The sequence below is a fragment of the Pseudomonas sp. NFX98 genome, assembly GCF_047784845.1.
Lineage (GTDB): Bacteria > Pseudomonadota > Gammaproteobacteria > Pseudomonadales > Pseudomonadaceae > Aquipseudomonas.
The window spans coordinates 132414-156862 of sequence record NZ_JBLNNF010000007.1; the positions used below are offsets into that span (position 1 = coordinate 132414).

Here is a 24449-nt window from a genome sequence, read left to right on the forward strand (position 1 = left end):
ATTCTCATTAGTCATGTTATATTGTTTCAATTCTCGCAATTGGAACAACATAACATGTCGTCTCGAATAAAGGCCTCCGTGGCAAGTCTTGCCCTTGGGCTGCTGGGGGATCCGGTTTTCGCCGAAGATTCCCGAGCCCTGGAACTGGACGCCATCAGCGTCACTTCCGACTACGAATCCCCCACCGGCCCGGTCGATGGCTATCGCGCAACCCGCTCCGCCAGCGCGACCAAAACCGACACCGCCATTCGCGACATCCCGCAATCGATCAGCGTAATTCCCGTCAGCGTGCTCAACGACCTGGGCAGCACCAGCGTCGAACGTGCGCTGGAGTTTGCCGGCGGCGTGTCGAAGCAGAACAACTTCGGCGGCCTGACGCTGTACGAGTACAGCGTGCGCGGCTTCACCACGTCGGAGTTCTACAAGGATGGTTTCAGCGCCAACCGTGGCTATCCGAGCACGCCGGACGTGGCCAACGTCGAACGCATCGAAGTGCTCAAGGGGCCGGCAGCCAGCCTCTATGGTCGCGGCGATCCAGGTGGCACCGTCAATATCGTCACCAAAAAACCTCAGCCCGAAGCCTTCGCCACCCTGCAAACCAGCGCCGGCAGTTGGGATCGCTACCGCACGGCACTGGACGTCAACACGCCGTTGGATGGCCACGGCAATGTACTGTCGCGGGTCAACCTGGCGGTCGAGGACAACCACAGCTTCCGCGATCACGTTGACAGCCGGCGGGTGTTCGTCGCGCCCACTTTCAGTTGGCAACTCAATCCGGACACACGCCTGCTGGTGGAAAGCGAATTCGTTCGCCACAGCTCTACCTTCGATCGCGGCATCGTCGCGCCGAACAACACTTGGAGCGGTGTTTCCCGTTCGACCTTTCTCGGCGAACCCAACGACGGCAACATCGACAACCACAACAACCTGCTGCAAGCCGCCCTCGAACATCAGCTCAACGACCGTTGGCAGCTGCGTCTGGCCAGCCACTACAAGGAAGGCAAACTCTGGGGTTTCGCCTCGGAGTCGCGCCCGCTGAATGCCGATGGCCAAACCGTCAACCGCCGCTACCGCGAGCGTGACAACAACTGGCACGACAGCATTTCCCAACTCGAACTGCGCGGTTTTTTCGACACCGGCACCTTGCAGCACGAACTGCTGATCGGCAGTGAATACGAGAACTACCGCAAGGACGAACGGGTCACGACCATTGCCGGCAGCCCCTACGCCATCGACATTTACCAACCGGTCTACGGCCAGCCGAAACCCAACGGCGCACGCTCCGGCACGGACTTCTTCGAACACGTCGAAAGCCACGCGCTGAACCTGCAAGACCAGATCATCTTCACCGAGAAACTGCGGGGCATGCTCGGCGCGCGCTTCGAACATTTCGAGCAACGCATCGACGATCACACCCGTGACGCCACGAGCCGCCAGCGTCACGACGCACTGACTCAACGCGCCGGTTTGCTCTATCAACTGACGCCTGAAGTCGGCCTGTTCGCCAACGTCTCCAACTCGTTCAAACCGAACAATGGCCTGGATGCGAGCGGCAAATCGTTCGACCCGGAAGAAGGCGTCGGCTACGAAGTCGGGATCAAGAGCGAGCTGTTCGACGAACGTTTGAGCAGCACCCTCGCCGCCTTCCATATCGAAAAGGAAAACGTCCTCGCCCTCGATCCAGGCACCGACACCAACCGTGCCATGGGCAAGGCGCGCAGCCAGGGTTTCGATCTGCAAGTTGCCGGGCAAGTGACCGATGCGGTACGGGTGATCGGTGCCTTCGCTTACATCGACGCCGAAGTTACACAAGGCGACAAGGTCATTCCCACCGGCAGCCGCATTCTCGGCGTGGCCAAACGCAGCGGCAGTCTGCTGGGCGTGTACGAATTTCAGGACGGTCAACTGCGCGGCTCAGACGTTGGCGCCGCGTTCACTTATGTCGGTGATCGCTCGGGCGAAGCCGGCAGTGATTTCGAACTGCCCGCCTACCACACCGTCGACCTGCTGGCCCATTACAAGGCCAGCGACAACGTCACGGTGGGCCTGAACCTGAACAACCTTTTCGACGAGAAATACTTCGAGCGCTCCTACAGCAATTACTGGTCAACCCCGGCGAGCCGCGCAATTTCACCGTCAGCCTGACAATCACTCTGTAAAAGGACGTCCCCATGCACCCTCTCAAACCCTTGGCGCTGCTCGGCTTGTTGTTCGCCACTGAGGTCTCGGCCCACGGTCTGTGGACCGAGCAACGTCGTGGCAACATCGAAGTGATTTACGGCCATGGCGCCGAAGACAATGCCTTCAAGGCGCAGAAAATCAGCGGCGCCTGGGCCTATGACACCAATGGGAAAATGATTCCGGTGACAGTCCAGCGCCTGGCCGATCACGCCCGCCTGCAACCGCTGAAGCCTCCAGCGGTGCTGGCGGTAGCCCTGAACAATGGCATGTGGTCGCAGACTGCCGACAAGAAATGGATCAACGAAGGACGCAGCAAAGTGCCGGGCGCGATCGAGTCGACCCAGACCTTCAAGTACAGCCTGGCGATTTATCAACCGGGGGCGAAACTGCCCAAGCTTGATCAATTGAAGTTGCTGATTCTGCCGGAGGTCGATCCGCTGACGGTTGGGCCAGGCGAGTCGTTACCCGTCCAGGTGTTGCTCGATGGCAAACCGGCGGCGGGCGTGAAGCTGGTGGGTGACTATCGGAACGCACCGAATACCCTGAGCACCGAAACCGATGCCAATGGCCGCGCAAAAGTGCTGGTGCGCAATGAAGGGTTGAACGTGATTTCGGCTCAGGTAGAAGTGCCGGTGAATGACAGCGCTGACGTGAGCAGTCGTGGGTTGTTCAGCTCACTGACGTTCCTCGGCGAACCGCATCACGAGTAACGCACCAAAACCCTGTAGGAGCAAGGCTTGCCCGCGATGGAGCCACCGCGGTTCAGCGGGCTCACCGCGTTTTCGTTCATCGCGGGCAAGCCTTGCTCCTACAGGGTAAGCGGCGGCTTAAAGGTCGCCGAGGCCATCAATCAACGCCTGATTCTGCTCCGGCGTACCGATGCTGATCCGCAAGAACTGCGCAATCCGCTCCTGCTTGAAGTGCCGAACGATCACACCTTGCTCACGCAACTTCGCCGCCAGCCCCGCCGCATCGTGCTGCGGGTGACGGGCGAAAATGAAGTTCGCCGCCGACGGCAAAACCTCAAAGCCCTTCTCCTCCAACTGCGCAACAACCTTCTCGCGATTGTCGATCACCAACCGGCAGGTCTTGTCGAAGTACTCGCGATCCTCGAACGCGGCAGCGGCGCCGACATTCGCCATGCGATCCAGCGGATAAGAATTGAAGCTGTTCTTGATCCGCTCCAGCGCCTCGATCAGGTCCGGATGCCCAACCGCCAGACCAACCCGCAGCCCAGCCAGGGAGCGCGACTTGGACAGGGTCTGCGTGACCAACAGGTTTGGATAACGGCCTACAAGCGCGATCGCGGTTTCACCGCCGAAGTCGATGTACGCCTCGTCGACTACAACCACCGAATCCGGGCTGGCCTTGAGGATTTGTTCAACAGCCTCCAACGCCAACAGGCAACCGGTCGGTGCGTTCGGGTTCGGGAAGATGATCCCGCCGTTCGGCTTGGCGTAGTCCGCCGGGTTGATCTGGAACTGCTCGTCCAGCGGCACCGCGTCGAACTTGATGCCATACAACCCACAGTAAACCGGGTAAAAGCTGTAGCTGATGTCCGGGAACAACAGCGGCTGATCGTGCTGAAGCAAACCGTGGAAGATGTGCGCCAGCACTTCATCGGAACCGTTGCCGAGGAACACCTGATTGCTCTGCACGCCGTAGTACTTGGCGACCGCGTTCTTCAGCAGATCGCTGTTAGGGTCCGGGTACAGACGCAGGTTGTCGTTCAGTTCGGTCTGCATCGCGGCCAAGGCTTTGGGCGATGGACCGTACGGGTTTTCATTGGTGTTGAGCTTTACCAGCTTCGCCAGCTTCGGCTGCTCGCCCGGGACGTAAGGCACCAGATTCTTGACGAACGGGCTCCAGAATTTACTCATGTTCAGTTTCCCTTTTGTTCATCAACGATGCGGTATTCAGCGCTGCGGGCGTGGGCGGTCAGCGACTCGCCACGGGCCAGCACCGACGCGGTTTTGCCCAGCTCGGAAGCACCCTGCTCGGAGCAGAAGATGATCGACGAGCGTTTCTGGAAATCGTACACACCCAGCGGCGAAGAGAAACGCGCGGTGCCGGAAGTCGGCAACACGTGGTTCGGGCCGGCGCAGTAATCACCCAGGGCTTCGGACGTGTGACGGCCCATGAAGATCGCGCCGGCGTGGCGGATCTGCGGCAGCCAGGCTTGCGGATCGGCAACCGACAATTCCAGGTGTTCCGGCGCGATGCGGTTGGCCACTTCGATGGCTTGGTCCATGTCGCGCACCTTGATCAACGCACCACGACCATTGATCGAGGTTTCGATGATTGCAGCGCGTTCCATGGTCGGCATCAGTTTGGCGATGCTGGCCGCGACCTTGTCGAGGAATTCGGCGTCCGGGCTGACCAGGATCGCCTGGGCATCTTCGTCGTGCTCGGCCTGGGAGAACAGGTCCATGGCGATCCAGTCCGGATCAGTCTGGCCGTCGCATACCACGAGGATTTCCGATGGACCGGCGATCATGTCGATACCGACCTGGCCAAACACGTGGCGCTTGGCGGTGGCGACATAGATGTTGCCCGGGCCGACCACTTTATCGACCTTCGGTACGCTTTCGGTGCCGTAAGCCAGTGCCGCAACGGCTTGGGCACCGCCGATGGTGAACACACGGTCGACGCCGGCGATGCAGGCAGCAGCCAGCACCAGTTCGTTGATTTCGCCGCGCGGGGTCGGCACCACCATGACCACTTCGGTCACGCCGGCGACTTTGGCCGGAATCGCGTTCATCAATACCGACGACGGATACGACGCCTTGCCGCCCGGCACATACAGACCGGCGCGGTCCAGCGGCGTGACCTTCTGGCCCAGCACGGTGCCGTCGGCCTCGGTGTAGCTCCAGGAATCCTGTTTTTGTTTTTCGTGGTAGCTGCGCACGCGGGCGGCGGCGACTTCCAGTGCTTCACGCTGAGGCACGGAGATGCGCGTCAGCGCCAGCTCCAGACGCTCGCGGGGCAGGATCAGGTCGGCCATGGACTTCACGTCCAGACCGTCAAACTGGCGGGTAAAGTCCACCAGCGCCGCATCGCCACGCTCGCGCACAGCCTTGATGATGTCCAGCACGCGCTGATTGACCGAGTCGTCAGACACACTTTCCCAGCTCAGCAGATGATCCAGATGATGCGCGAAATCCGGGTCAGCAGCGTTGAGTCGGCGAATTGCAGTCGGTGCGGTCATAGCGAGAGCCTCATAGGAATGGCAAAAAACTCAGGCGCCCGAAGCTAACATTCGATCCGCTTGGGCACCTGAGAATTCTGGCTATGAGGCGGATAGACGGCGCGACTCAGAGTCGCGCAGGTGAATCAGCCGCGGTGTCGAGACTCCACTGCCTTGCGCAGGGTGTCGATCAACGCCTGGATACGGGCGTGCTGCATTTTCATGGACGCTTTGTTGACGATCAGCCGGGAGCTGATATCCGCAATGAAATCCTGTGGCTCCAGGCCATTGGCCCGCAGCGTGTTACCGGTGTCGACCACGTCGATGATCTTGTCGGCCAGACCGATCAGCGGCGCCAGTTCCATCGAGCCGTAGAGCTTGATGATGTCGACCTGACGGCCCTGCTCGGCGTAGTAACGCTTGGCAACATTGACGAACTTGGTGGCGATACGCAGGCGGCCCTTGGGCTCGACCGCGCCGACCTTGCCGGCTGTCATCAGCTTGCAGCGGGCAATTTGCAGGTCCAGCGGCTCGTACAGGCCCTGGCCGCCGTATTCCATCAGCACGTCTTTACCGGCGACACCGAGGTCGGCGGCACCATGCTCGACATAGGTCGGCACGTCGGTGGCACGCACGATCAACAGGCGCACATCGTCCTGGGTCGTGGGAATGATCAGCTTGCGGCTCTTGTCCGGATTCTCGGTCGGCACGATGCCCGCTTCAGCCAGAAGCGGCAGGGTGTCGTCAAGGATGCGGCCCTTGGACAGTGCGATGGTCAACATGGGAAACGTCAGTCCTTATCAAGGTACTCATGCCCGGTCGCAAATGGCGCCGGACACACATCGAGCCGGAAACCGGCTCGCCTTCAACAAATCAACGGGCATGTCCTTATGCCCATGCAGCAAGTACTAGCCCGGAACGCGACGGATCTTGGCGCCCAGCATCTGCAGTTTCTCTTCGATGCACTCGTAACCACGGTCGATGTGGTAGATGCGATCGATCAGGGTGTCGCCTTCAGCGATCAGCGCCGAAATGACCAGGCTGGCCGAAGCACGCAGGTCGGTTGCCATCACTGGCGCGCCCTTGAGCTTTTCGGTACCGGTGACGATGGCGGTGTTGCCTTCGACCTGGATCTTGGCGCCCATGCGGTGCAGTTCGTAAACGTGCATGAAGCGGTTTTCGAAGATCGTCTCGATCACCGCGCCCGTGCCTTCGGCAATGGCGTTGAGGGAGATGAACTGCGCCTGCATGTCGGTCGGGAACGCCGGGTACGGAGCGGTGCGCACGTTGACGGCTTTCGGCCGTTTGCCATGCATGTTCAGCTCGATCCAGTCATTACCGCAGGTGATCTCGGCGCCTGCTTCGCGAAGTTTTTCCAGAACGGCTTCGAGGATGGTCGGATCGGTGTCCTTGACCTTCACACGACCGCCGGTCACGGCAGCGGCAACCAGGTAGGTACCGGTTTCGATACGGTCCGGCATCACCTTGTAAGTGGTGGTGTGCAGACGCTCGACGCCATCGATGGTGATGGTATCGGTACCGGCGCCGGAAACCTTGGCGCCCATGGCGTTCAGGAAGTTCGCCAGGTCGACGACTTCAGGTTCGCGGGCGGCGTTGGCAAGGACGCTGCGGCCCTTGGCCAGAGCAGCGGCCATCATGATGTTTTCGGTACCGGTCACGCTGACGGTGTCGAAGAAGAAGTGCGCACCGCGCAGGCCGCCTTCAGGCGCCTTGGCCTTGATGTAGCCGCCTTCGACGTCAATGACCGCGCCCATGGCTTCCAGGCCACGGATGTGCAGGTCCACCGGACGCGAACCGATGGCGCAACCGCCAGGCAGCGCGACTTCGGCTTCACCGAAACGGGCAACCATCGGACCCAGTACCAGGATCGATGCACGCATGGTTTTAACCAGTTCGTACGGGGCGATCAGGGTCTTGATGGTGCGCGGGTCGATTTCGACGGCGAGTTTCTCATCGATCACCGGCTCGATGCCCATACGACCGAACAGCTCGATCATGGTGGTGATGTCGTGCAGGTGCGGCAGGTTGGCAACGGTTACCGGACCGTCGCACAGCAGCGTGGCAGCCAGGATCGGCAGGGCAGAGTTCTTTGCCCCGGAGATGCGGATTTCGCCGTCAAGACGAGCACCGCCAGTAATAATCAATTTATCCATAAGAATCTCGACGCCCTTGGGCTCAGGTGCGCTCGGCCCAGGCCGCGCTGCTGAAAAATTTCATAGTGACCGCATGGATGCTGCCATCGGTGATCCATGGGTTCAAATGGGCATAGACCTGCTGCTGACGCTTGACCGGGCTCAATGCCGCCAGTTCATCGCTAATCAAATTCAGCTGGAAATTGCAGCCTTCGCCCTCAACTTCTACTTGGGTTCCTGGCAGCTTTCCTTCAAGGAAGCTCTTCACTTCTACGGCCTGCATGCTCAACCTCAATCGGCGCCCTGTGCGCGCGGGTCGGACATCATACAAAAAAGCCCCGCGCCTGCGAACCCCGGGAAGCAGGACTCTGACGGGGGGCTTCTTTATAGATGCGGGTTAGGGATGCGCCAACAGCTCGGTCAGCTCACTGACCTGAGCGATTTCGCGCATGTCTTCTGGCATCCCGCGGATGCTCAGCACCTTGCCGGCCGCTTGAGCATCGCGCATGAAGCACAACAGCAACGACAGCCCGACGCTGCTGGATTTCTCCACCGCCGAACAATCAACCACCACTGCCGCAGCCTTGCTGGCCTTGATCAGCGCCTGACCCTGCTCACGCAGGGCCGGGCCGGTGCGGTAGTCCAGCACGCCGCTGAGACGCAACTCGCCGGACTCGTCCATCAGGACTGCCGACTCGCTCATTGGGTTTGCTTCTCGGGGGATTGCTCAGCGGTTTCCTTGGCTTTGGCGACTTCCCCGGCCCAACCATTGATGGTCTTGTCCAGGTCGTTGCCATTGCGCTGCATGGCGTCAGCAAACTGATCGCGGAACAGCTTGCCAATGTTGATGCCGTTGATGATGACGTTACGCAGCTTCCATTCGCCACCGACCTTTTCCAGGGTGTAGGACACTGGATAGATCGCGCCATTGCTGCCTTTGACCGTCATGCCGACGCTGGTGCGGTCGCCCGACTCGTCCTTGGCAGGGTCAACGGTAATGCCCTGGTTGTTGTATTCGAGCAAGGCGTTGCCGTAGAACTGGAACAGACCCTTCTTGAAGTTTTCTTCGAAGGTTTTCATTTGCGCAGGCGTGGCTTTGCGCGAGTACTTGACCGTCATGATGCTCTTGGAAATACCCTCGGCATCCACGACAGGGCCGACAATGCTGTTCAGCGCCGCGTAAAAATCCTGCGGATCCTGCTTGTACTTCTCTTTGTTGGCAGCCAGATCGGCCAGCAAACGGTTGGTGGTGTCCTGTACCAGTTCGTGCGCGGAAGTAGGCGCCGCCACGGCGTTAGCCATCAACGGCAAGGCCGCGAGTAATACCAACAGGCCACGTCGCAAGGTAGAGATCATTTACAAATTCCTCATTTGGCGTCTTTGCTAACGGTGTTGAGAAGGAACTTACCGATCAGGTCCTCGAGCACCAGCGACGACTGGGTGTCATGGATGGTCCCGCCATCCTTGAGCAAGGCTTCTTCGCCGCCCACGCTGATACCGATGTACTTCTCGCCCAACAGGCCAGCGGTCAGGATAGATGCAGTGGAGTCGGCCGGTAGATTATCTACGCGCTTTTCCAGTTGCATGGTCACTCGACCGGTGAAACTGTCGCGGTCCAGATCGATCGCCGTGACCTTGCCGATGGTCACACCGGCCATGGTCACTTTAGCTCTGACCGTCAAACCGGCGATATTGTCGAAATACGCATAAAGTTTATAAGTGTCGGTGCTCGGGCTCGGCGACAGGCCACTGACCCGAAGCGCCAGCAGCAGCAAAGCCAGGATGCCAGCCAGCAAGAAAAGGCCGACACCGATTTCCAGGGTGCGGTTTTGCATCAGAAATCTCCAAACATCAAGGCGGTCAGAATAAAGTCCAGGCCGAGCACTGCCAAAGAGGCATACACCACGGTCTTGGTAGTGGCACGACTGATCCCCTCGGAAGTAGGCTCGCAGTCATAGCCTTGGAATACGGCGATCCAGGTCACAACGAAGGCAAAGACCATGCTTTTGATGATGCCGTTGAGCACATCGTCGGCAAATGTCACGCTGTTCTGCATGTTCGACCAGTAGGAGCCTTCATAGACACCCAGCCAGTCAACGGCTACCCACGAACCGCCCCAGATGCCCACCACGCTGAAAATCATCGCCAGCACCGGCAGGGAAATGAAGCCGGCCCACAGGCGCGGGGCAATGATGTACTTGAGCGGGTCCACGCCAATCATTTCCAGGCTGGACAGCTGTTCGGTGGATTTCATGTTGCCGATTTCGGCCGTCAATGCCGAACCGGCACGCCCGGCGAACAGCAGAGCGGTCACTACCGGCCCCAGCTCGCGCAACAGGGTCAGCGCCACCATCTGCCCGACCGCCTGCTCCGAGCCGTAGCTGGACAGGATGTTGAACCCTTGCAGCGCCAGCACCATACCGATGAACACCCCGGAGACCACAATGATCACCAGGGACATCACGCCCACGGAATGCAGTTGCTTGACCAGTAGTCCGAAACCGCCGCCGATACCGCCACGGCCGAGCAAGGCGTGAAACAGAAACAGTGCCGAACGCCCGAACACCGCCAGCACGTCGATGCCTGCCTGACCGAACCGGCGTACGCGTTCCATTAATGAAATTCTGCGCATCAGCGCTTCCCCAGAAGATCTGCGCGGTAATCCGTCGCTGGAAAGTGGTAGGCGACCGGCCCATCGGGTTCGCCGGTCATGAACTGACGGATGCGCGGTTCGTCCGAGTTCATCAGCTCATCGGGAGTCCCCTGCCCCAACACCTGCCCGTCGCCCACGACATAGATGTAATCGGCAATGCTCGCGGTTTCGGCCAGGTCGTGGGAAACCACGATACTGGTGATCCCCAGCGCATCGTTAAGCAAGCGGATCAGGCGCACCAACACACCCATGGCGATTGGGTCCTGGCCGACAAAGGGCTCGTCGTACATGAGAATCTGGGGGTCGAGCGCAATCGCCCGCGCTAGCGCGACACGACGCTTCATGCCGCCGGACAGTTCATCGGGCATCAGGTCGATGGCACCCCGCAACCCCACGGCCTGCAATTTGAGCAGGACGATGTCGCGAATCATTTCCTCGGGCAGTTCGGTGTGAACGCGCAGTGGAAAGGCCACGTTCTCGAACACATCGAGATCGGTAAACAGTGCGCCACTCTGAAACAGCACACCCATGTGCTTGCGGGCATCGAACAGATCGCTGCGCGAGAGCTTCGGCAGGTTCTGGCCGTTGACCCACACTTCGCCGCCGGTGGGCCGCAACTGCGCGCCCATCAACCGCAACAGCGTTGTCTTGCCACACCCGGAAGGTCCCATGATGCCGGTGACCTTGCCGCGGGGAATACGGATATCGACGTTATTGAAAATGCTGCGCGCACCGCGCTTGAAGGACAGTCCCTTCAGCTCGACCGCGTAGGCGTTATCGGCACTCATCTAAACTCCTTGCGATGCAGCCTCTCACTCGGACGCCTGACTTCCTGACGAAAGCACATGCCTCCCGGGCGGGCCGAACTGGCGGCGAACTATATCACTGCAAACACCGTGCGCCCAAGGCCATTGCCGGCCCAAGTTGAGCGATATGACCGGCAAAAAGCTTCATTTAGAGGGATTAGGTAACAAGGAATGACAATGCACGACGAACTTGCGTGAGGGTTTCGATCATAACCGCTATAATCGCCGCCTTTTCATCAGGCTAAACGATTTCTGACATGAGCCAATCCAGCGACCTGATTCAATCTGCCCAACGCACCATCCGCCTCGAAGTGGAAGCCGTACAAGGCTTGCTGCCGCATATCGACGCAGATTTTGTACGCGCTTGCGAGATGATTCTGGCCAGCAAAGGCCGCGTTGTCGTGGTCGGCATGGGCAAGTCGGGGCACATCGGCAGCAAGATTGCCGCCACCCTGGCCAGCACCGGCACCACGGCATTTTTCGTCCACCCGGCTGAAGCGAGCCACGGTGACATGGGTATGATCACCCGCGATGACATCATCCTGGCGCTGTCGAACTCCGGCTCCACCAATGAAATCATCACCCTGCTGCCCTTGATCAAGCGCCTGGGCATCCAGTTGATCAGCGTGACCGGCAACCCTGACTCGCCGCTGGCCAAGGCCGCCGAGGTCAACCTCAACGTTCACGTCGAGCACGAAGCCTGTCCGCTGAACCTGGCGCCCACTTCTTCGACTACCGCTGCGCTGGTCATGGGCGACGCCCTGGCTGTCGCACTGCTGGAAGCCCGCGGCTTTACCGCCGAAGACTTCGCCTTTTCCCATCCAGGTGGCGCATTGGGCCGACGCTTGCTGCTGAAAGTGGAAAACGTCATGCACGCCGGGCAAGAGTTGCCGCAGGTTCAGCGCGGCACATTGCTCAAAGACGCGTTGATGGAAATGACCCGCAAGGGCTTGGGCATGACCGTCATCCTTGAAGCCGACGGCAAGCTCGCCGGGATCTTCACTGACGGCGATTTACGCCGCACGCTGGATCGCACCATCGACATCCACAGCGTCACCATCGATCAGGTCATGACTGCCCACGGCAAGACCGCCCGCGCCGAGATGCTCGCCGCCGAGGCCCTGAAAATCATGGAAGACCATAAAATCAATGCGCTGGTCGTGGTCGACGGCGAAGACCGTCCGGTCGGCGCCTTGAACATGCACGACTTGCTGCGTGCGGGGGTAATGTAATGAGCACGGACCTGCTGCAACGCGGCCAACAGATCAAACTGGCAGTTTTCGACGTCGACGGCGTTCTCACCGATGGACGCCTGTACTTCCTTGAAGACGGTAGTGAGTTCAAGACTTTCAACACCCTCGACGGCCAGGGCATCAAGATGCTGATGGCCGCCGGCGTGCAGACCGCTATCATCAGCGGCCGCAAGACCCCGGTGGTTGAGCGACGGGCGAAAAACCTCGGTATCCCGCATCTGTATCAAGGGCGCGAAGACAAACTGGTGGTGCTCGACGAACTTCTTGGCCAACTCAACCTAAGCTATGAACAGGTCGCCTACCTTGGTGACGACCTTCCCGATCTGCCGGTGATTCGCCGCGTAGGCCTGGGCATGGCAGTGGCCAACGCCGCCAGTTTCGTGCGCGAACACGCTCACGGTGTCACCCAGGCCCGTGGTGGCGAAGGTGCCGCCCGCGAATTCTGCGAATTGATCCTGCGCGCCCAGGGCCGCCTCGATGCGGCCAACGCCGCGTACCTGTGAGCCAAACATGCTGAGCAAAAAGATTCGCAACATCCTGATGTTCAGTTGCATCGCGGCGATTTTCGCCGCGGTCGGCTACTGGAACATCAGCCCGGAACGCTTTCTCGACAAGCCGGTTGTGCAAGTCGACAACAGCGAGATCGACTATTACGCCACCAACGCCCACAGCGTGCAGTACTTGCCGGATGGCAGGCTGCAATACGAAATGACGTCGGACAAGGTCGAACACCTGAAAGCGTCCGAGGTGACCCTGCTGACCAATCCCGACCTGAACATGTTCCGCGGCACCGAGTTCCCGTGGCACGTCCAGAGCGAAAAGGGTGAGGTCAACCCGGACGGCACCCAGGTCGAGCTGATCGACTCGGTTCGCATCACGCGTTTCGACGAGAAAAACCGCCGGACCCTGATCACCACCACCCGCATGACGGTGTTCCCGCAACAGCAATATGCGCAGACCGAGCGAGACGTTAGAATCGACGGCGCTGGCGGTGTTTCGACTGGCAAGGGAATGAAAGCGTATTTGAAAGAAAGCAGGATACACCTGCTATCGAACGTAAGAGGACAGTATGAGGCTCGTTAAAACCCTCCCTATTTTGCTCAGTCTGGGCGCAGCACTGGGAAGCGTGAGCGCCTGGGCCCTGCCGGACGATCAACAACAGCCAATCCGCATTCAGGCCGACGATGCCCAACTGGACGACAAAAATGGCATTGCCACTTACACCGGCGATGTGATCATCACCCAGGGCTCGATGAAGGTTACCGGCAATAAGGTAACCATGACCCGAGCTCCGAGTGGCGACATTGACGTGGTGACCTCGGTCGGCAACCTGGCCTACTTCGAGCAACTGCAAACGGCGGGCGACACCAAGCCGGTTCAGGGCTGGGGCGTGACAATCCAGTACCACGCTACGCAAAACCGCGTTGTGCTGATCGACAAGGCCAAAGTCATCGACAAGGACAACAACGTCACCCAAGGCGAGAAAATCGTCTACGACACCGAGAAGAAGCTGGCGAGCGCCGGTCGCGCCACCGGCAGCAAAGTGACCGAGGCACGTCCGCGCATTGACATGGTCATTCAGCCGAAAAAGAAAACCGACGAGCAAAAGGCCCAGTAATGGCAACTCTGAAAGCTCAGCATCTGGCCAAGAGCTACAAGAGCCGCCAGGTCGTGCGCGACGTCAGCCTGTCGATCGACAGCGGTCAGATCGTCGGCCTGCTTGGCCCCAACGGCGCCGGCAAGACCACGTGCTTCTACATGATCGTCGGCCTGGTCCAGGCTGATCAGGGCCGCGTGCTGATCGACGACCTGGACGTCAGCCACCAGCCCATGCACGGTCGCGCGAAAGCAGGTATCGGCTATCTTCCGCAAGAAGCGTCGATCTTCCGCAAACTCTCGGTAGCCGACAACATCATGGCGATCCTCGAGACCCGCAAGGAACTCGACAAGGCCGGTCGTCGCAAGGAGCTGGAAAGCCTGCTGCAGGAGTTCCACATCAGCCACATCCGCGACAACCTCGGCATGAGCCTGTCCGGCGGTGAACGCCGCCGCGTGGAAATCGCCCGGGCACTGGCCACCAACCCGAAATTCATCCTCCTCGACGAACCATTCGCCGGTGTGGACCCGATCTCGGTGGGCGACATCAAACAGATCATCCATCACCTCAAGGCCAAGGGCATTGGCGTGCTGATCACTGACCACAACGTCCGTGAAACGCTGGATATCTGTGAAACCGCCTACATCGTCAACGATGGCCAGCTGATCGCAGAAGGCGACGCGGAAACCATCCTGGCCAACGACCTGGTCAAGGAAGTCTACCTGGGCCATGAGTTCCGCCTGTAAGCGTTGAGGTGTCCCGGCTAGTCGACCGAGCGCTTGTCTCGATAAAAAATCAACTCTTTTTTATTGTTACAGCGCTCTAGGCAAACACTGCGATTTCGGGCATATAATTTGCTTATGTTTGGCGCTCCGGCGCCCTGTAGTGGATGGCGCATGTGCGCCGGCGAATAAGGTGTTAAGCCCCTGCCATGAAACCATCGCTAGTCTTGAGAATGGGCCAGCAGCTGACGATGACACCGCAGCTGCAACAGGCCATCCGCCTGCTCCAATTGTCGACCCTGGACCTGCAACAGGAAATCCAGGAGGCCCTGGAGTCCAATCCGATGCTCGAACGCCAGGAAGAAGGCGACGACTTCGATAACACCGACCCCTTGGCCGACAACGCCGAACAGAAGCCAAACACCGACATTCAGGAACCCTCCTACCAGGAAACCGCCCCGACGGTTGATAACCTCGAGGAAGGCGACTGGAACGAACGCATTCCCAACGAACTTCCCGTCGATACCGCGTGGGAAGACGTCTACCAGACCAGCGCCAGCAGCCTGCCGAGCAACGATGATGACGAGTGGGATTTCACCACCCGCACGTCCGCCGGCGAAAGCCTGCAAAGCCACTTGCTGTGGCAACTGAACCTGGCACCGATGTCCGACACCGATCGCCTGATCGCCGTCACCCTGATCGATTGCATCAACAATCAGGGCTATCTGGACGAAACACTCGAGGAAATCCTCGAAGCCTTCGATCCGGAACTGGACATCGAACTGGACGAAATCGAAGCCGTCCTGCACCGCATCCAGCAATTCGAACCTGCCGGCATCGGCGCCCGCAACCTGGGCGAATGCCTGCTGCTGCAATTGCGTCAGCTGCCGGCCAAAACGCCGTGGCTGGCCGAAGCCAAGCGTTTGGTCACCGATTACATCGACCTGCTCGGCAGTCGCGACTACAGCCAGTTGATGCGCCGCATGAAGCTCAAGGAAGATGAGCTGCGCCAGGTCATCGAACTGGTCCAGAGCCTTAACCCGCGTCCGGGTTCGCAAATCGAGTCCACCGAAGCCGAGTACGTTGTTCCCGACGTGATCGTGCGCAAGGACAACGAGCGCTGGTTGGTAGAGCTCAATCAGGAGTCGGTGCCACGGCTGCGGGTCAACGCCCAGTACGCCGGCTTCGTGCGCCGAGCTGACACCAGCGCCGACAACACCTTCATGCGCAATCAGTTGCAGGAAGCCCGCTGGTTCATCAAGAGCCTGCAAAGCCGCAACGAAACCCTGATGAAAGTAGCCACCCAGATTGTCGAGCATCAGCGCGGCTTCCTGGAGTATGGCGATGAAGCGATGAAACCGCTGGTCCTGCATGACATCGCTGAAGCGGTCGGCATGCACGAATCGACAATTTCCCGCGTAACCACACAAAAATTCATGCATACCCCACGGGGCATATATGAGCTGAAATACTTTTTCTCCAGCCACGTCAGCACCTCCGAAGGCGGCGAATGCTCGTCCACGGCGATCCGCGCGATCATCAAAAAACTGGTTGCCGCTGAAAATCAGAAAAAGCCGTTGAGTGACAGCAAGATCGCTGGTTTACTGGAGGCACAAGGCATTCAGGTGGCTCGCCGCACCGTCGCCAAGTACCGCGAATCCCTCGGGATCGCGCCTTCGAGCGAACGCAAGCGGTTGATGTAGAGCCACGCCACAGCGTTCCAGTGGCAGATCATCTGGTCTGCCGCTTTATGCACTGGCAACGAAGGAGAAGCTGTATGCAAGTCAACATCAGTGGACACCAACTGGAAGTGACCGAACCTCTTCGCACTTACATCGGCGAAAAACTCGAACGATTAGAGAGGCATTTCGACAAGATCACCAACGTGCAGGTCACGATGACAGTCGAAAAGCTCAAGCAGAAAATCGAAGCCACGCTGCATATTCCCGGCAATGAAGTGGTCGCCAACGCGGAACATACCGATATGTACGCGGCGATCGACGCACTGACCGACAAGCTGGATAAACAACTCAAAAAGCATAAGGAAAAGACCCAGAGCCTCCTCCAGGGCGCTACCGGTCGTTAACACTCCCTACCCATGATCCGACTTGAAAGCATCCTGACCCCCGGCCGTTCCCTGGTGAACGTGCCGGGCGGCAGTAAAAAGAAAGCCCTCGAGCAAATTGCCAACCTCATCCATCGCGAAGTGCCGGATCTGGCCATGCAGGATGTCTTCGAGAGCCTGGTCGCCCGTGAAAAACTCGGTTCTACCGGTTTTGGCAACGGCATCGCCATCCCCCACTGCCGTCTCAAGGGCTGTAATTCGCCCATCAGTGCCTTGATGCACCTTGACGCCCCAATCGATTTCGACGCCATCGATGGTGCCCCGGTTGACCTGTTGTTCGTTCTACTGGTCCCGGAAGCCGCTACCGATGCGCACCTGGAGCTGTTACGCCAGATCGCCAGCATGCTCGACCGCAAGGAAGTGCGCGAAAAACTGCGCAGCGCCCCGAGTAATGAAGCCTTGTATCAGGTTGTCCTGGACGAGCAAAACGGTCATTAATCATGCGCTTGATCATCGTCAGCGGTCGCTCCGGCTCAGGTAAAAGTACCGCCCTCGATGTTCTTGAGGACAACGGTTACTACTGCATCGACAACTTGCCTGCGGGGTTGCTGCCGGAATTGGCCGAACGCGCGTTGATTCACACTGAGCTGTCACAGCCGCTGGTAGCCGTGTCCATCGATGCGCGCAACCTGCCCAGCCATCTGTCGCGGTTTCCAGAGCTGCTGGAAGAAGTCCGCAGCCGGCACATCCAGTGCGATGTCCTGTACCTGGATGCTGACGAAGAAACTCTGCTCAAACGCTTTTCGGAAACCCGTCGTCGCCATCCGCTGAGCAGCCCCAATCGCTCGCTGGCCGAAGCGATCAACGATGAAACCAGCCTGCTCGGACCGATTGCCGACTTGGCCGATCTCAAGGTAGACACGACTAACCTGAACTTGTATCAGTTGGGCGATACCATCAAGTTGCGCCTGCTGAACCAGCCGGAGCCCGGCACCGCTTTCCTGATCGAGTCTTTCGGCTTCAAGCGTGGCATGCCGGTGGACGCCGATCTGGTATTCGACGTGCGTTGCTTGCCCAACCCTTACTGGAAGCCGGAACTGCGCGCGCAGTCCGGGCTTGATCAACCGGTTGCCGAGTACCTGGCGGCACAACCGGATGTCGAGGAGATGTTCCAGGACATTTCCGCGTACCTGCTTAAATGGTTACCCCGCTTTGCCGCCAGTAACCGTGCTTATGTCACCATTGCAATCGGTTGTACCGGCGGGCATCACCGCTCCGTCTACCTGACCGAACGTCTGGGCAAGACCCTGCAGCAATCCCTGAAGAACGTCCAGGTCCGCCACCGCGACCTCAGCTAAAGGATTCACATCGCGATGCCTGCTCTGGAAATCGAAATCATCAACAAGCTGGGCCTGCACGCCCGGGCGTCTGCAAAATTCGTTGGAGTTGCCGGTCAGTTCAAGGACTGCACGATCAGGGTCGGACGCACGCCAGAGACGACAGTCGACGGCAAAAGCATCATGGCCATGATGATGCTCGCCGCCGGCAAGGGCACCAAAATTCATCTGAGCACGGAAGGCGAGCAGGAGCAGGAAGCACTGGACGCGCTGGTGGCCCTGATCAACAACTACTTCGACGAAGGCGAATAAGCGCTCGCCCTGTAGCAGCTGGCGCAGCCTGCGTTCGGCTGCGAAGCAGTCGTGAAATCAGGCTCCTCGGTGTTTCAGGCAGATCGCACACACAGGGTTTACGACTGCTGCGCAGCCGAACGCAGGCTTCGCCAGCTGCTACAAGTCCGCGAATCAGCCTAGTGCTGTATCCATCACCATCATCAAGCAGAACCCGATCAGCAACCCAAGGCTGGCCAACTTGTCATGACCGTGTCGCCGCGATTCAGGAATGACTTCATGGGTGACCACCAGCAACATGGCCCCGGCCGCCAAGGCCAGCCCCAAAGGCAACAACAGTTCGGCCAGGCTGACCAGCCACGCGCACAACAACGCGAACACCGGTTCGACCAAGCCTGAAGCAGCCCCGATCAGGAACGCCTTGAACCGCGACATCCCTGCCCCGGCCAGCACCAAGGCAATCACCAATCCTTCCGGCACATCCTGCAAGGCAATGCCCATCGCCAAACTGTCGGCATCCGGCATGCCGCCACCCGCCGAGACACCCACCGCCATGCCTTCGGGAATGTTGTGGGCGATGATCGCGAACACGAACAGCCAGATGCGCGGCGGAATCACCGGGTGCTCTAAAGTGCCAATGAGCATTTCCGGCGACGCGCCGGACACTTTGCGATCTACCAGAAACAGGCCGAATGCGCCGAGCATGATGCCAAAGCAGATCAGGCCGCTGGCCGCCCACGGAGTCATGCCAAGGTTCTCTGCCGCAGCAATGCCTGGCACGATCAGCGAAAACGCCGTCGCGGCCAACATCACTCCGGCACCGAAGCCCAGCAAGGAATCGCTGAGTGCCTGGGGCATGCGCCGGATCACCAGCACCGGCACCGCCCCAAGCGCGGTGCCGAGGGCGCAGATCGCACCACCCTGCAACGCCCGCGACAGCTTCGGCTCCAGATCCAGCCATTCCAGCCCGTGCACAACCAGCAAGCTCATGCCCGCCAGCAGAAGCAGCGATCCAAACACGTAACGAAACATTCGCCCACTTCCGATCGCCAGTGTTTCAGTGCCCATAGTCAGCCTTGGATTGTTTTTTAGAAGACTTAAACCAGCGCAGCCTGATAGCGCGCAGCGACTTCAGGCCAGTTGATCACGTTGTAGAACGCGCTGATGTATTCCGGGCGGCGGTTCTGATACTGCAGGTAATAGGCGTGCTCCCAGACATCCAGGCCGAGGATCGGCGTATTGCCGTTCATCAATGGGCTGTCCTGGTTACCGCTGCTTTCCACGACCAGCGTTTTCTGCGGTGTCATGCTCAGCCAGGCCCAGCCACTGCCGAATCGGGTCAGTGCGGCTTTGGTGAAAGCCTCTTTGAAACTGTCGAGGCCGCCCAGTTGCTCGTCGATGGCCTTGGCCAGCGTGCCTTCGGGTTTGCCGCCACCGTGCGGCGCCATGACTTCCCAGAACAGCGAATGGTTGGCGTGACCACCGCCCTGATTGATCACCGCCGCGCGGAGTTTTTCCGGCAGTTGCTGCACGGCGGCCACCAGTTTTTCCACCGGCCATTCAGCGAACTCAGTGCCTTCGACCGCAGCGTTCAGGTTGTTGATATAGGTCTGGTGGTGCTTGGTGTAGTGGATCTCCATGGTCTGCGCATCGATGTGCGGCTCCAGGGCGTCGTAGGCATACGGCAAGGCAGGCAAGGTAAAAGCCATTTCAGTGGACTCCATGATGGTGAGGCGCAGGGGGTTGCGTCGGCGAGGCAGCATCGATGTGCAGCAAGCGATGCGTGCGTGGGTATTCACCGTGTTCGCTGATGAAATTCAGCAGCTCGACATAGGTTTTGCTGCTCTGGCGCAGCGCTGCTTCGCGCAATGCTGGCGACAGTCGCGGGTCCTGCATGGTCTGCAACAGCCGTTGGTGAATGGCGCACAGGTACTCGGCGCTCTCCTCCGGCTGGTTCAGACGCAGATGCAGGTCCGCCAGGTTGTGATGGGAAATTACGCAAGCCGCCACCGCTTCGTCGGCATCCGCCCAGCGCTCGAACAGCACCTGGGCCAGGGCCAATGCCTGCAAGTAAGCCTCGCGAGCATCAACCAGTTCACCCAACATGAAAAAGCGATTGGCCCTTTCGATCGTGCGTTTCCAGTGCTCCATGGTGAGCCTCCAAAGCGGTGGGGAATTTACACGCCGCCTGCGGTGAGTTTTTCCGGGTTGAGCAGCTCTTCCAGCTGGCTGCGCGACAGGTCGGTGTGTTCCAGCGCAACGTCGATCACCGGACGGCCTTGCTGATAAGCCTTCTTGGCGATTTCGGCGGCTTTCTGGTAACCAATGATCGGGTTGAGTGCGGTCACCAGAATCGGGTTGCGAGACAGCGCTTGCTTGATGCGGTCTTCATTGACCTTGAAGCTGGAGATAGCCTTTTCGCCCAACAAACGGCTGGAGTTGGCCAACAACTCGATGCTGCTCAGCAGGTTCTGGGCAATGATCGGCAGCATCACGTTCAGTTCGAAGTTGCCCGACTGACCGGCGATGGTGATGACCGTGTCGTTGCCGATCACTTGGGCGGCGACCATGGCGGTAGCTTCCGGGATCACCGGGTTGACCTTGCCAGGCATGATCGAAGAACCCGGCTGCAAGGCTTCCAGCTCGATTTCGCCCAGGCCGGCCAATGGACCGGAGTTCATCCAGCGCAGGTCGTTGGCAATTTTCATCAGCGATACGGCGGTGGCCTTGAGCTGACCGGAGACGGCAACGGCGGTGTCCTGGGAACCGATCAGCGCAAACAGATCCACGCCCGGAGTGAACTGAACCTGGGTCAACTTGCTCAGTTGCTGGCTGAAACGCGCGGCGAATTCGGGATGCGCATTGACGCCGGTACCCACCGCCGTGCCGCCCTGGGCCAACGATTGCAAGCTTGGCTGCAAGCCCTGCAAAAGGACGATGTTGGCCTTGAGCTGTTGCGCCCAGCCATTGAGGACCTGGCTCATGCGCACCGGCATGGCGTCCATCAAGTGAGTGCGGCCGGTTTTGACGTGGTGATGCACTTCCTCGGCCTTGCGCTCGATCACCTGCACCAGACCGGTCAGGGCCGGCAGCAACTGCTCGTGCAAGGCCAGCGCCGCGCTGACGTGGATGGTGGTCGGAATGATGTCGTTGCTGCTTTGGCCGCAATTGACGTGATCGTTCGGGTTCACCGGTTCGCCGAGCAGACGGCTGGCCAAGGTGGCGATCACTTCGTTGGCGTTCATGTTGGAACTGGTGCCGGAACCGGTCTGGAAGATATCCACCGGGAAGTGCTGAATGAAATCGCCTTCGAGCAAACCTTGAGCCGCATCGACGATGGCTTTGCCCTGAGCTTCGCTGATCTGCTTGAGTTCGATGTTGGCGCGGGCAGCAGCGGCCTTGGCCAGGATCAGCGCGCGAATGAACTGCACGGGCATCGGTTTGCCGCTGATGGGAAAGTTATCCACCGCACGCTGGGTCTGTGAGCCGTAGAGGGCGTCTTCCGGGACCTGAAGCTCGCCCATGCTATCGCGCTCAATACGTGTCTTGGTCATCTGTAAATCCTTGCACCAGTTCAATGAGAGGAATCGAGGGTTGCAACTCGCAGGTCGCCAGTTGCCAGGTGTAGCTCTGCCAGCGCTTGAGGCGGCATTTGCACAAAGAGAGGCGTTCGAGTTCGCGCAGCGGGCGCCACGCCTGGTCCAGGCAGTAAGTGCGCCAGTGCCAGGGCAGCGCGACATCGGCGGCGGTGTCGAGCAACAAGCGGAAGGAGGTTTCGGCGACGGTCCAGGGTGAGGTTGCCGTGCAACAGGCCAGATACCGGCCTTCGGCCAGGTAGTGGTCGATCAGGCGCGGCTCGTCGGGATTCATCGCGCAACGGATCTGGCGACTCATCCAGCGCCAGCTTTCGAGGTACGGCTGCTCGTGCAAGGCAGAACTCATGATCCGGGGCTCATTCGGTAATGAGATTTATTATTAGATGATAATGAGAACCAAAACAAGATCAAAAGATCGCAGCCTTCGGCAGCTCCTACGCCGAACTCCTGTAGGAGCTGCCGAAGGCTGCGATCTTTTGACCTTCAAAAAAAAACGCGCCACCCGATGGGTGGCGCGCCTTTTTGTACCGCGGTCGGGGCTTAGCTACCCGCCACCGTCATCCGCTCGATCAACACGGAACCTGTGCGAATGTTGCTGCGCAGCTCCAGGTCATTACCCACGGCAACGATCTGCTTGAACATGTCGCGCATGTTGCCGGCGATGGTCACTTCCTGGACCGCGAACTGGATTTCACCGTTTTCGACCCAATAGCCAGCCGCGCCGCGGGAGTAATCGCCAGTCACCATGTTCAGGCCCTGGCCCATCAATTCGGTGACCAGCAAGCCACGGCCCATGCGACGCAGTAGTGCTGCCTGATCTTCATCGCCATGGGTGACGAACAGGTTGTGCACGCCGCCGGCATTGGCGGTGCTCGGCATGCCGAGTTTGCGCCCGGAATAGGTGCCGAGGATGTACGACACCAGCTCGCCTTTTTCGACAAACGGTTTGGCGTAGGTCGCCAAACCATCGCCATCGAACCCCGCACTGCCCATCGCACGCATCAGGTGCGGACGTTCATCGATGGTCAGCCACTCAGGGAACAGCTTCTGGCCCAGCGTGCCTTCGAGGAACGACGACTTGCGATACAGGCTGCCACCGGAAATCGCCGAGAGGAAACTGCCGAACAAGCCACCGGCCAGTTCCGCGGAAAACAGCACCGGGACTTCGCACGTCGGCACTGGACGCGCACCAAGACGGCTGGCCGCACGTTGCGCAGCTTTTTGGCCGATGCTCACCGGATCCGCCAGCAAATTGCCCTGACGGTTCACGTCGTACCAGTAATCGCGCTGCATCTGGCCGTCGGCCTCGGCGATCATCACGCAACTCAGGCTGTGTCGGGTCGATGCATAGCCGCCGATAAAACCGTGGCTGTTGCCGTAGACGCGGCAGCCCTGATGGGTGCTGAGGGTAGTGCCGTCGGCGTTCTTGATCCGGCTGTCGGCGGCAAACGCCGCGGCCTCGCAGGCCAGTGCCTGTTCGATGGCTTGCTCCGGGGTGATGTCCCATTGGTGGAACAGGTCGTAGTCCTGCACGTCACGCGCCATCAGCGCCGCGTCCGCCAGGCCCGAGGCCTCGTCTTCCGAGGTGTGCTTGGCGATTGCCAATGCAGCAGCAACCGTTTCACGAATGGCGTCCGGGCCACTGGCCGACGTGCTGGCCGAGCCTTTGCGCTGGCCGACGTACAAGGTGATGCCGAAACCCTGATCACGATTGAATTCGACGGTTTCGACTTCACGCTGGCGCACCGAAGTCGACAGGCCCTGCTCCAGGGACACCGCCACTTCACAGGCACTGGCGCCCTGCCGCTTGGCTTCAGCGATGATCTGCTCGACTTGCTCCTGCAGTGCCGGCAATGCTTGTGGGCCGACGCTTTCAACTGCACTCATGCTGTTCTCCACTCAAATTCTGCTTTCGGTAACGGTCATCGAGCGACCGGGCCGGACAAGCGGCCCCCGACTGGTTATCATGGCGGCGTTTCTTTGCGGACTGCCACCATGGTTGATTCTTACGACGACTCCCTCGATACGGGAGAAAAAAGCAAATCCCAGGTCAAACGCGAGCTGCATGCTCTGGTTGACCTCGGCGAGCGCCTTACAACGCTCAAGCCTGACTTGCTTGGCAAACTGCCGTTGACCGACGCTTTGCGCCGGGCCCTGGCCGATGCGCCCAAGCACACCGCGAACATCGCGCGTAAACGGCATCTCCAGTTCATCGGCAAACTGATGCGCGATCAGGACACTGACGCGATTCTGGTTCTGCTCGATCAACTCGATGCCTCCACTCGCCAGTACAACGAACGCTTCCATGGCCTGGAACGCTGGCGCGATCGCTTGATCGCAGGCGACGACGGCGTCCTGGAGAAGTTCGTTGTCGACTACCCGGAGGCCGATCGTCAGCAATTGCGCTCCCTGATCCGTCAGGCCCAGCACGAACTGGCGACCAACAAGCCACCGGCATCGAGCCGTAAAATCTTCAAGTACATCCGTGAGCTGGACGAGACTCAACGCGGTCTGCGTTAAATCTCGCCCCCTGTAGGCGCTGCCGAAGGCTGCGATCTTTTGATCTTTTAAAAAGCAAAGATCGCAGCCTGCGGCAGCTCCTACAGGA

28 protein-coding genes and 1 pseudogene are annotated in these 24449 nt (G+C 59.6%); 13 read left to right on the forward strand and 16 right to left on the reverse strand.

The genetic code is table 11. The features are described 5' to 3' along the window. Nucleotides 1–54 precede the first annotated feature (54 nt). Nucleotides 55–2159, forward strand: a pseudogene (locus ACM110_RS11315) (TonB-dependent siderophore receptor). A 12-nt stretch (nucleotides 2160–2171) separates the two neighbouring features. Continuing rightward, nucleotides 2172–2891 carry a DUF4198 domain-containing protein gene (locus tag ACM110_RS11320; RefSeq protein WP_416127840.1) on the forward strand — a complete coding sequence of 240 codons (720 nt, stop codon included), beginning with the start codon at nucleotides 2172–2174 and terminating at the stop codon, nucleotides 2889–2891. 117 nt (nucleotides 2892–3008) lie between these two features. Here the strand turns inward: ACM110_RS11320 and hisC are convergent, their stop codons facing one another. From hisC to ACM110_RS11370, 10 genes are all read right to left on the reverse strand, one after another. Beyond that, nucleotides 3009–4061 carry a histidinol-phosphate transaminase gene (hisC, locus tag ACM110_RS11325; protein WP_416127841.1) on the reverse strand — a complete coding sequence of 351 codons (1053 nt, stop codon included), beginning with the start codon at nucleotides 4059–4061 and terminating at the stop codon, nucleotides 3009–3011. Nucleotides 4062–4063: 2 nt separating this feature from the next. Then, a complete protein-coding gene (gene hisD / locus ACM110_RS11330) occupies nucleotides 4064–5389 on the reverse strand; it encodes a histidinol dehydrogenase (protein WP_416127842.1) in 1326 nt (441 codons plus the stop codon). Between the two features lie 125 nt (nucleotides 5390–5514). Further along, a complete protein-coding gene (gene hisG / locus ACM110_RS11335) occupies nucleotides 5515–6150 on the reverse strand; it encodes an ATP phosphoribosyltransferase (RefSeq protein ID WP_192309717.1) in 636 nt (211 codons plus the stop codon). A gap of 126 nt (nucleotides 6151–6276) precedes the next feature. Beyond that, nucleotides 6277–7542, reverse strand: a complete 1266-nt coding sequence (murA, locus tag ACM110_RS11340) for a UDP-N-acetylglucosamine 1-carboxyvinyltransferase (RefSeq protein ID WP_034147088.1) — start codon at nucleotides 7540–7542, stop codon at nucleotides 6277–6279. Between the two features lie 22 nt (nucleotides 7543–7564). After that, a complete protein-coding gene (locus ACM110_RS11345; RefSeq protein WP_338584735.1) occupies nucleotides 7565–7804 on the reverse strand; it encodes a BolA family protein in 240 nt (79 codons plus the stop codon). A 114-nt stretch (nucleotides 7805–7918) separates the two neighbouring features. Next, a complete protein-coding gene (locus tag ACM110_RS11350) occupies nucleotides 7919–8224 on the reverse strand; it encodes an STAS domain-containing protein (RefSeq protein WP_416127843.1) in 306 nt (101 codons plus the stop codon). Next, the gene (locus ACM110_RS11355) at nucleotides 8221–8877 is read right to left on the reverse strand and encodes an ABC transporter substrate-binding protein (protein WP_338584733.1); all 657 of its coding nucleotides are present in this window, start codon (nucleotides 8875–8877) and stop codon (nucleotides 8221–8223) included. Before ACM110_RS11355 ends, ACM110_RS11350 begins: the two co-directional genes overlap by 4 nt. Before the next feature lie 11 nt (nucleotides 8878–8888). Continuing rightward, on the reverse strand, nucleotides 8889–9356 hold the full coding sequence (gene mlaD / locus ACM110_RS11360; RefSeq protein WP_046026814.1) for an outer membrane lipid asymmetry maintenance protein MlaD: 468 nt from the start codon (nucleotides 9354–9356) through the stop codon (nucleotides 8889–8891). After that, the gene (gene mlaE / locus ACM110_RS11365; RefSeq protein WP_416127844.1) at nucleotides 9356–10153 is read right to left on the reverse strand and encodes a lipid asymmetry maintenance ABC transporter permease subunit MlaE; all 798 of its coding nucleotides are present in this window, start codon (nucleotides 10151–10153) and stop codon (nucleotides 9356–9358) included. Before mlaE ends, mlaD begins: the two co-directional genes overlap by 1 nt. Then, nucleotides 10153–10962, reverse strand: coding sequence for an ATP-binding cassette domain-containing protein (locus ACM110_RS11370; RefSeq protein ID WP_416127845.1), 810 nt, complete (start codon nucleotides 10960–10962; stop codon nucleotides 10153–10155). The genes mlaE and ACM110_RS11370 overlap by 1 nt, the downstream gene beginning before the upstream one ends. A gap of 275 nt (nucleotides 10963–11237) precedes the next feature. Between ACM110_RS11370 and ACM110_RS11375 the strand changes: the two genes are divergently transcribed. From ACM110_RS11375 to ACM110_RS11420, 10 genes are all read left to right on the forward strand, one after another. After that, entirely contained in the window at nucleotides 11238–12212 is a 975-nt protein-coding gene (locus ACM110_RS11375) for a KpsF/GutQ family sugar-phosphate isomerase (protein ID WP_095193904.1), read from the forward strand. After that, nucleotides 12212–12736 (forward strand): HAD family hydrolase, encoded by a 525-nt coding sequence (locus ACM110_RS11380; RefSeq protein WP_338584728.1) that lies wholly within the window; start codon nucleotides 12212–12214, stop codon nucleotides 12734–12736. The genes ACM110_RS11375 and ACM110_RS11380 overlap by 1 nt, the downstream gene beginning before the upstream one ends. Nucleotides 12737–12743: 7 nt before the next feature. Beyond that, nucleotides 12744–13316, forward strand: coding sequence for an LPS export ABC transporter periplasmic protein LptC (lptC, locus tag ACM110_RS11385; protein ID WP_416127846.1), 573 nt, complete (start codon nucleotides 12744–12746; stop codon nucleotides 13314–13316). Next, entirely contained in the window at nucleotides 13303–13851 is a 549-nt protein-coding gene (gene lptA, locus ACM110_RS11390; protein ID WP_416127847.1) for a lipopolysaccharide transport periplasmic protein LptA, read from the forward strand. Before lptC ends, lptA begins: the two co-directional genes overlap by 14 nt. Continuing rightward, nucleotides 13851–14576 carry an LPS export ABC transporter ATP-binding protein gene (gene lptB, locus ACM110_RS11395; protein ID WP_008054366.1) on the forward strand — a complete coding sequence of 242 codons (726 nt, stop codon included), beginning with the start codon at nucleotides 13851–13853 and terminating at the stop codon, nucleotides 14574–14576. Before lptA ends, lptB begins: the two co-directional genes overlap by 1 nt. Before the next feature lie 185 nt (nucleotides 14577–14761). Then, a complete protein-coding gene (locus ACM110_RS11400) occupies nucleotides 14762–16255 on the forward strand; it encodes an RNA polymerase factor sigma-54 (RefSeq protein ID WP_338584724.1) in 1494 nt (497 codons plus the stop codon). 74 nt (nucleotides 16256–16329) lie between these two features. After that, on the forward strand, nucleotides 16330–16638 hold the full coding sequence (gene hpf, locus ACM110_RS11405; RefSeq protein ID WP_007941242.1) for a ribosome hibernation-promoting factor, HPF/YfiA family: 309 nt from the start codon (nucleotides 16330–16332) through the stop codon (nucleotides 16636–16638). Nucleotides 16639–16650: 12 nt separating this feature from the next. Next, a complete protein-coding gene (gene ptsN, locus ACM110_RS11410; RefSeq protein WP_416127848.1) occupies nucleotides 16651–17115 on the forward strand; it encodes a PTS IIA-like nitrogen regulatory protein PtsN in 465 nt (154 codons plus the stop codon). 2 nt (nucleotides 17116–17117) lie between these two features. After that, the gene (rapZ, locus tag ACM110_RS11415; protein WP_416127849.1) at nucleotides 17118–17975 is read left to right on the forward strand and encodes an RNase adapter RapZ; all 858 of its coding nucleotides are present in this window, start codon (nucleotides 17118–17120) and stop codon (nucleotides 17973–17975) included. Between the two features lie 15 nt (nucleotides 17976–17990). After that, nucleotides 17991–18266, forward strand: a complete 276-nt coding sequence (locus ACM110_RS11420; RefSeq protein ID WP_180205699.1) for an HPr family phosphocarrier protein — start codon at nucleotides 17991–17993, stop codon at nucleotides 18264–18266. A gap of 153 nt (nucleotides 18267–18419) precedes the next feature. Here the strand turns inward: ACM110_RS11420 and ACM110_RS11425 are convergent, their stop codons facing one another. From ACM110_RS11425 to pmbA, 6 genes are all read right to left on the reverse strand, one after another. Continuing rightward, on the reverse strand, nucleotides 18420–19313 hold the full coding sequence (locus ACM110_RS11425) for a ZIP family metal transporter (protein WP_416127850.1): 894 nt from the start codon (nucleotides 19311–19313) through the stop codon (nucleotides 18420–18422). Between the two features lie 29 nt (nucleotides 19314–19342). Beyond that, nucleotides 19343–19954: a superoxide dismutase gene (locus ACM110_RS11430; RefSeq protein ID WP_416127851.1), complete on the reverse strand. Its 612-nt coding sequence runs from the start codon at nucleotides 19952–19954 to the stop codon at nucleotides 19343–19345. Between the two features lies 1 nt (nucleotide 19955). Further along, nucleotides 19956–20396 carry a hypothetical protein gene (locus ACM110_RS11435; RefSeq protein WP_416127852.1) on the reverse strand — a complete coding sequence of 147 codons (441 nt, stop codon included), beginning with the start codon at nucleotides 20394–20396 and terminating at the stop codon, nucleotides 19956–19958. Nucleotides 20397–20422: 26 nt separating this feature from the next. Beyond that, nucleotides 20423–21799 (reverse strand): class II fumarate hydratase, encoded by a 1377-nt coding sequence (locus tag ACM110_RS11440; protein WP_416127853.1) that lies wholly within the window; start codon nucleotides 21797–21799, stop codon nucleotides 20423–20425. Next, complete coding sequence (locus ACM110_RS11445) at nucleotides 21780–22187, reverse strand: FagA protein (RefSeq protein ID WP_416127854.1); 408 nt, start codon at nucleotides 22185–22187, stop codon at nucleotides 21780–21782. The genes ACM110_RS11440 and ACM110_RS11445 overlap by 20 nt, the downstream gene beginning before the upstream one ends. Nucleotides 22188–22381: 194 nt before the next feature. Then, the gene (gene pmbA, locus ACM110_RS11450) at nucleotides 22382–23728 is read right to left on the reverse strand and encodes a metalloprotease PmbA (protein ID WP_338584709.1); all 1347 of its coding nucleotides are present in this window, start codon (nucleotides 23726–23728) and stop codon (nucleotides 22382–22384) included. A gap of 108 nt (nucleotides 23729–23836) precedes the next feature. Here pmbA and yjgA point away from each other — a divergent pair, with 108 nt between their 5' ends. After that, the gene (gene yjgA / locus ACM110_RS11455; RefSeq protein WP_416127855.1) at nucleotides 23837–24361 is read left to right on the forward strand and encodes a ribosome biogenesis factor YjgA; all 525 of its coding nucleotides are present in this window, start codon (nucleotides 23837–23839) and stop codon (nucleotides 24359–24361) included. Nucleotides 24362–24449 lie beyond the last annotated feature (88 nt).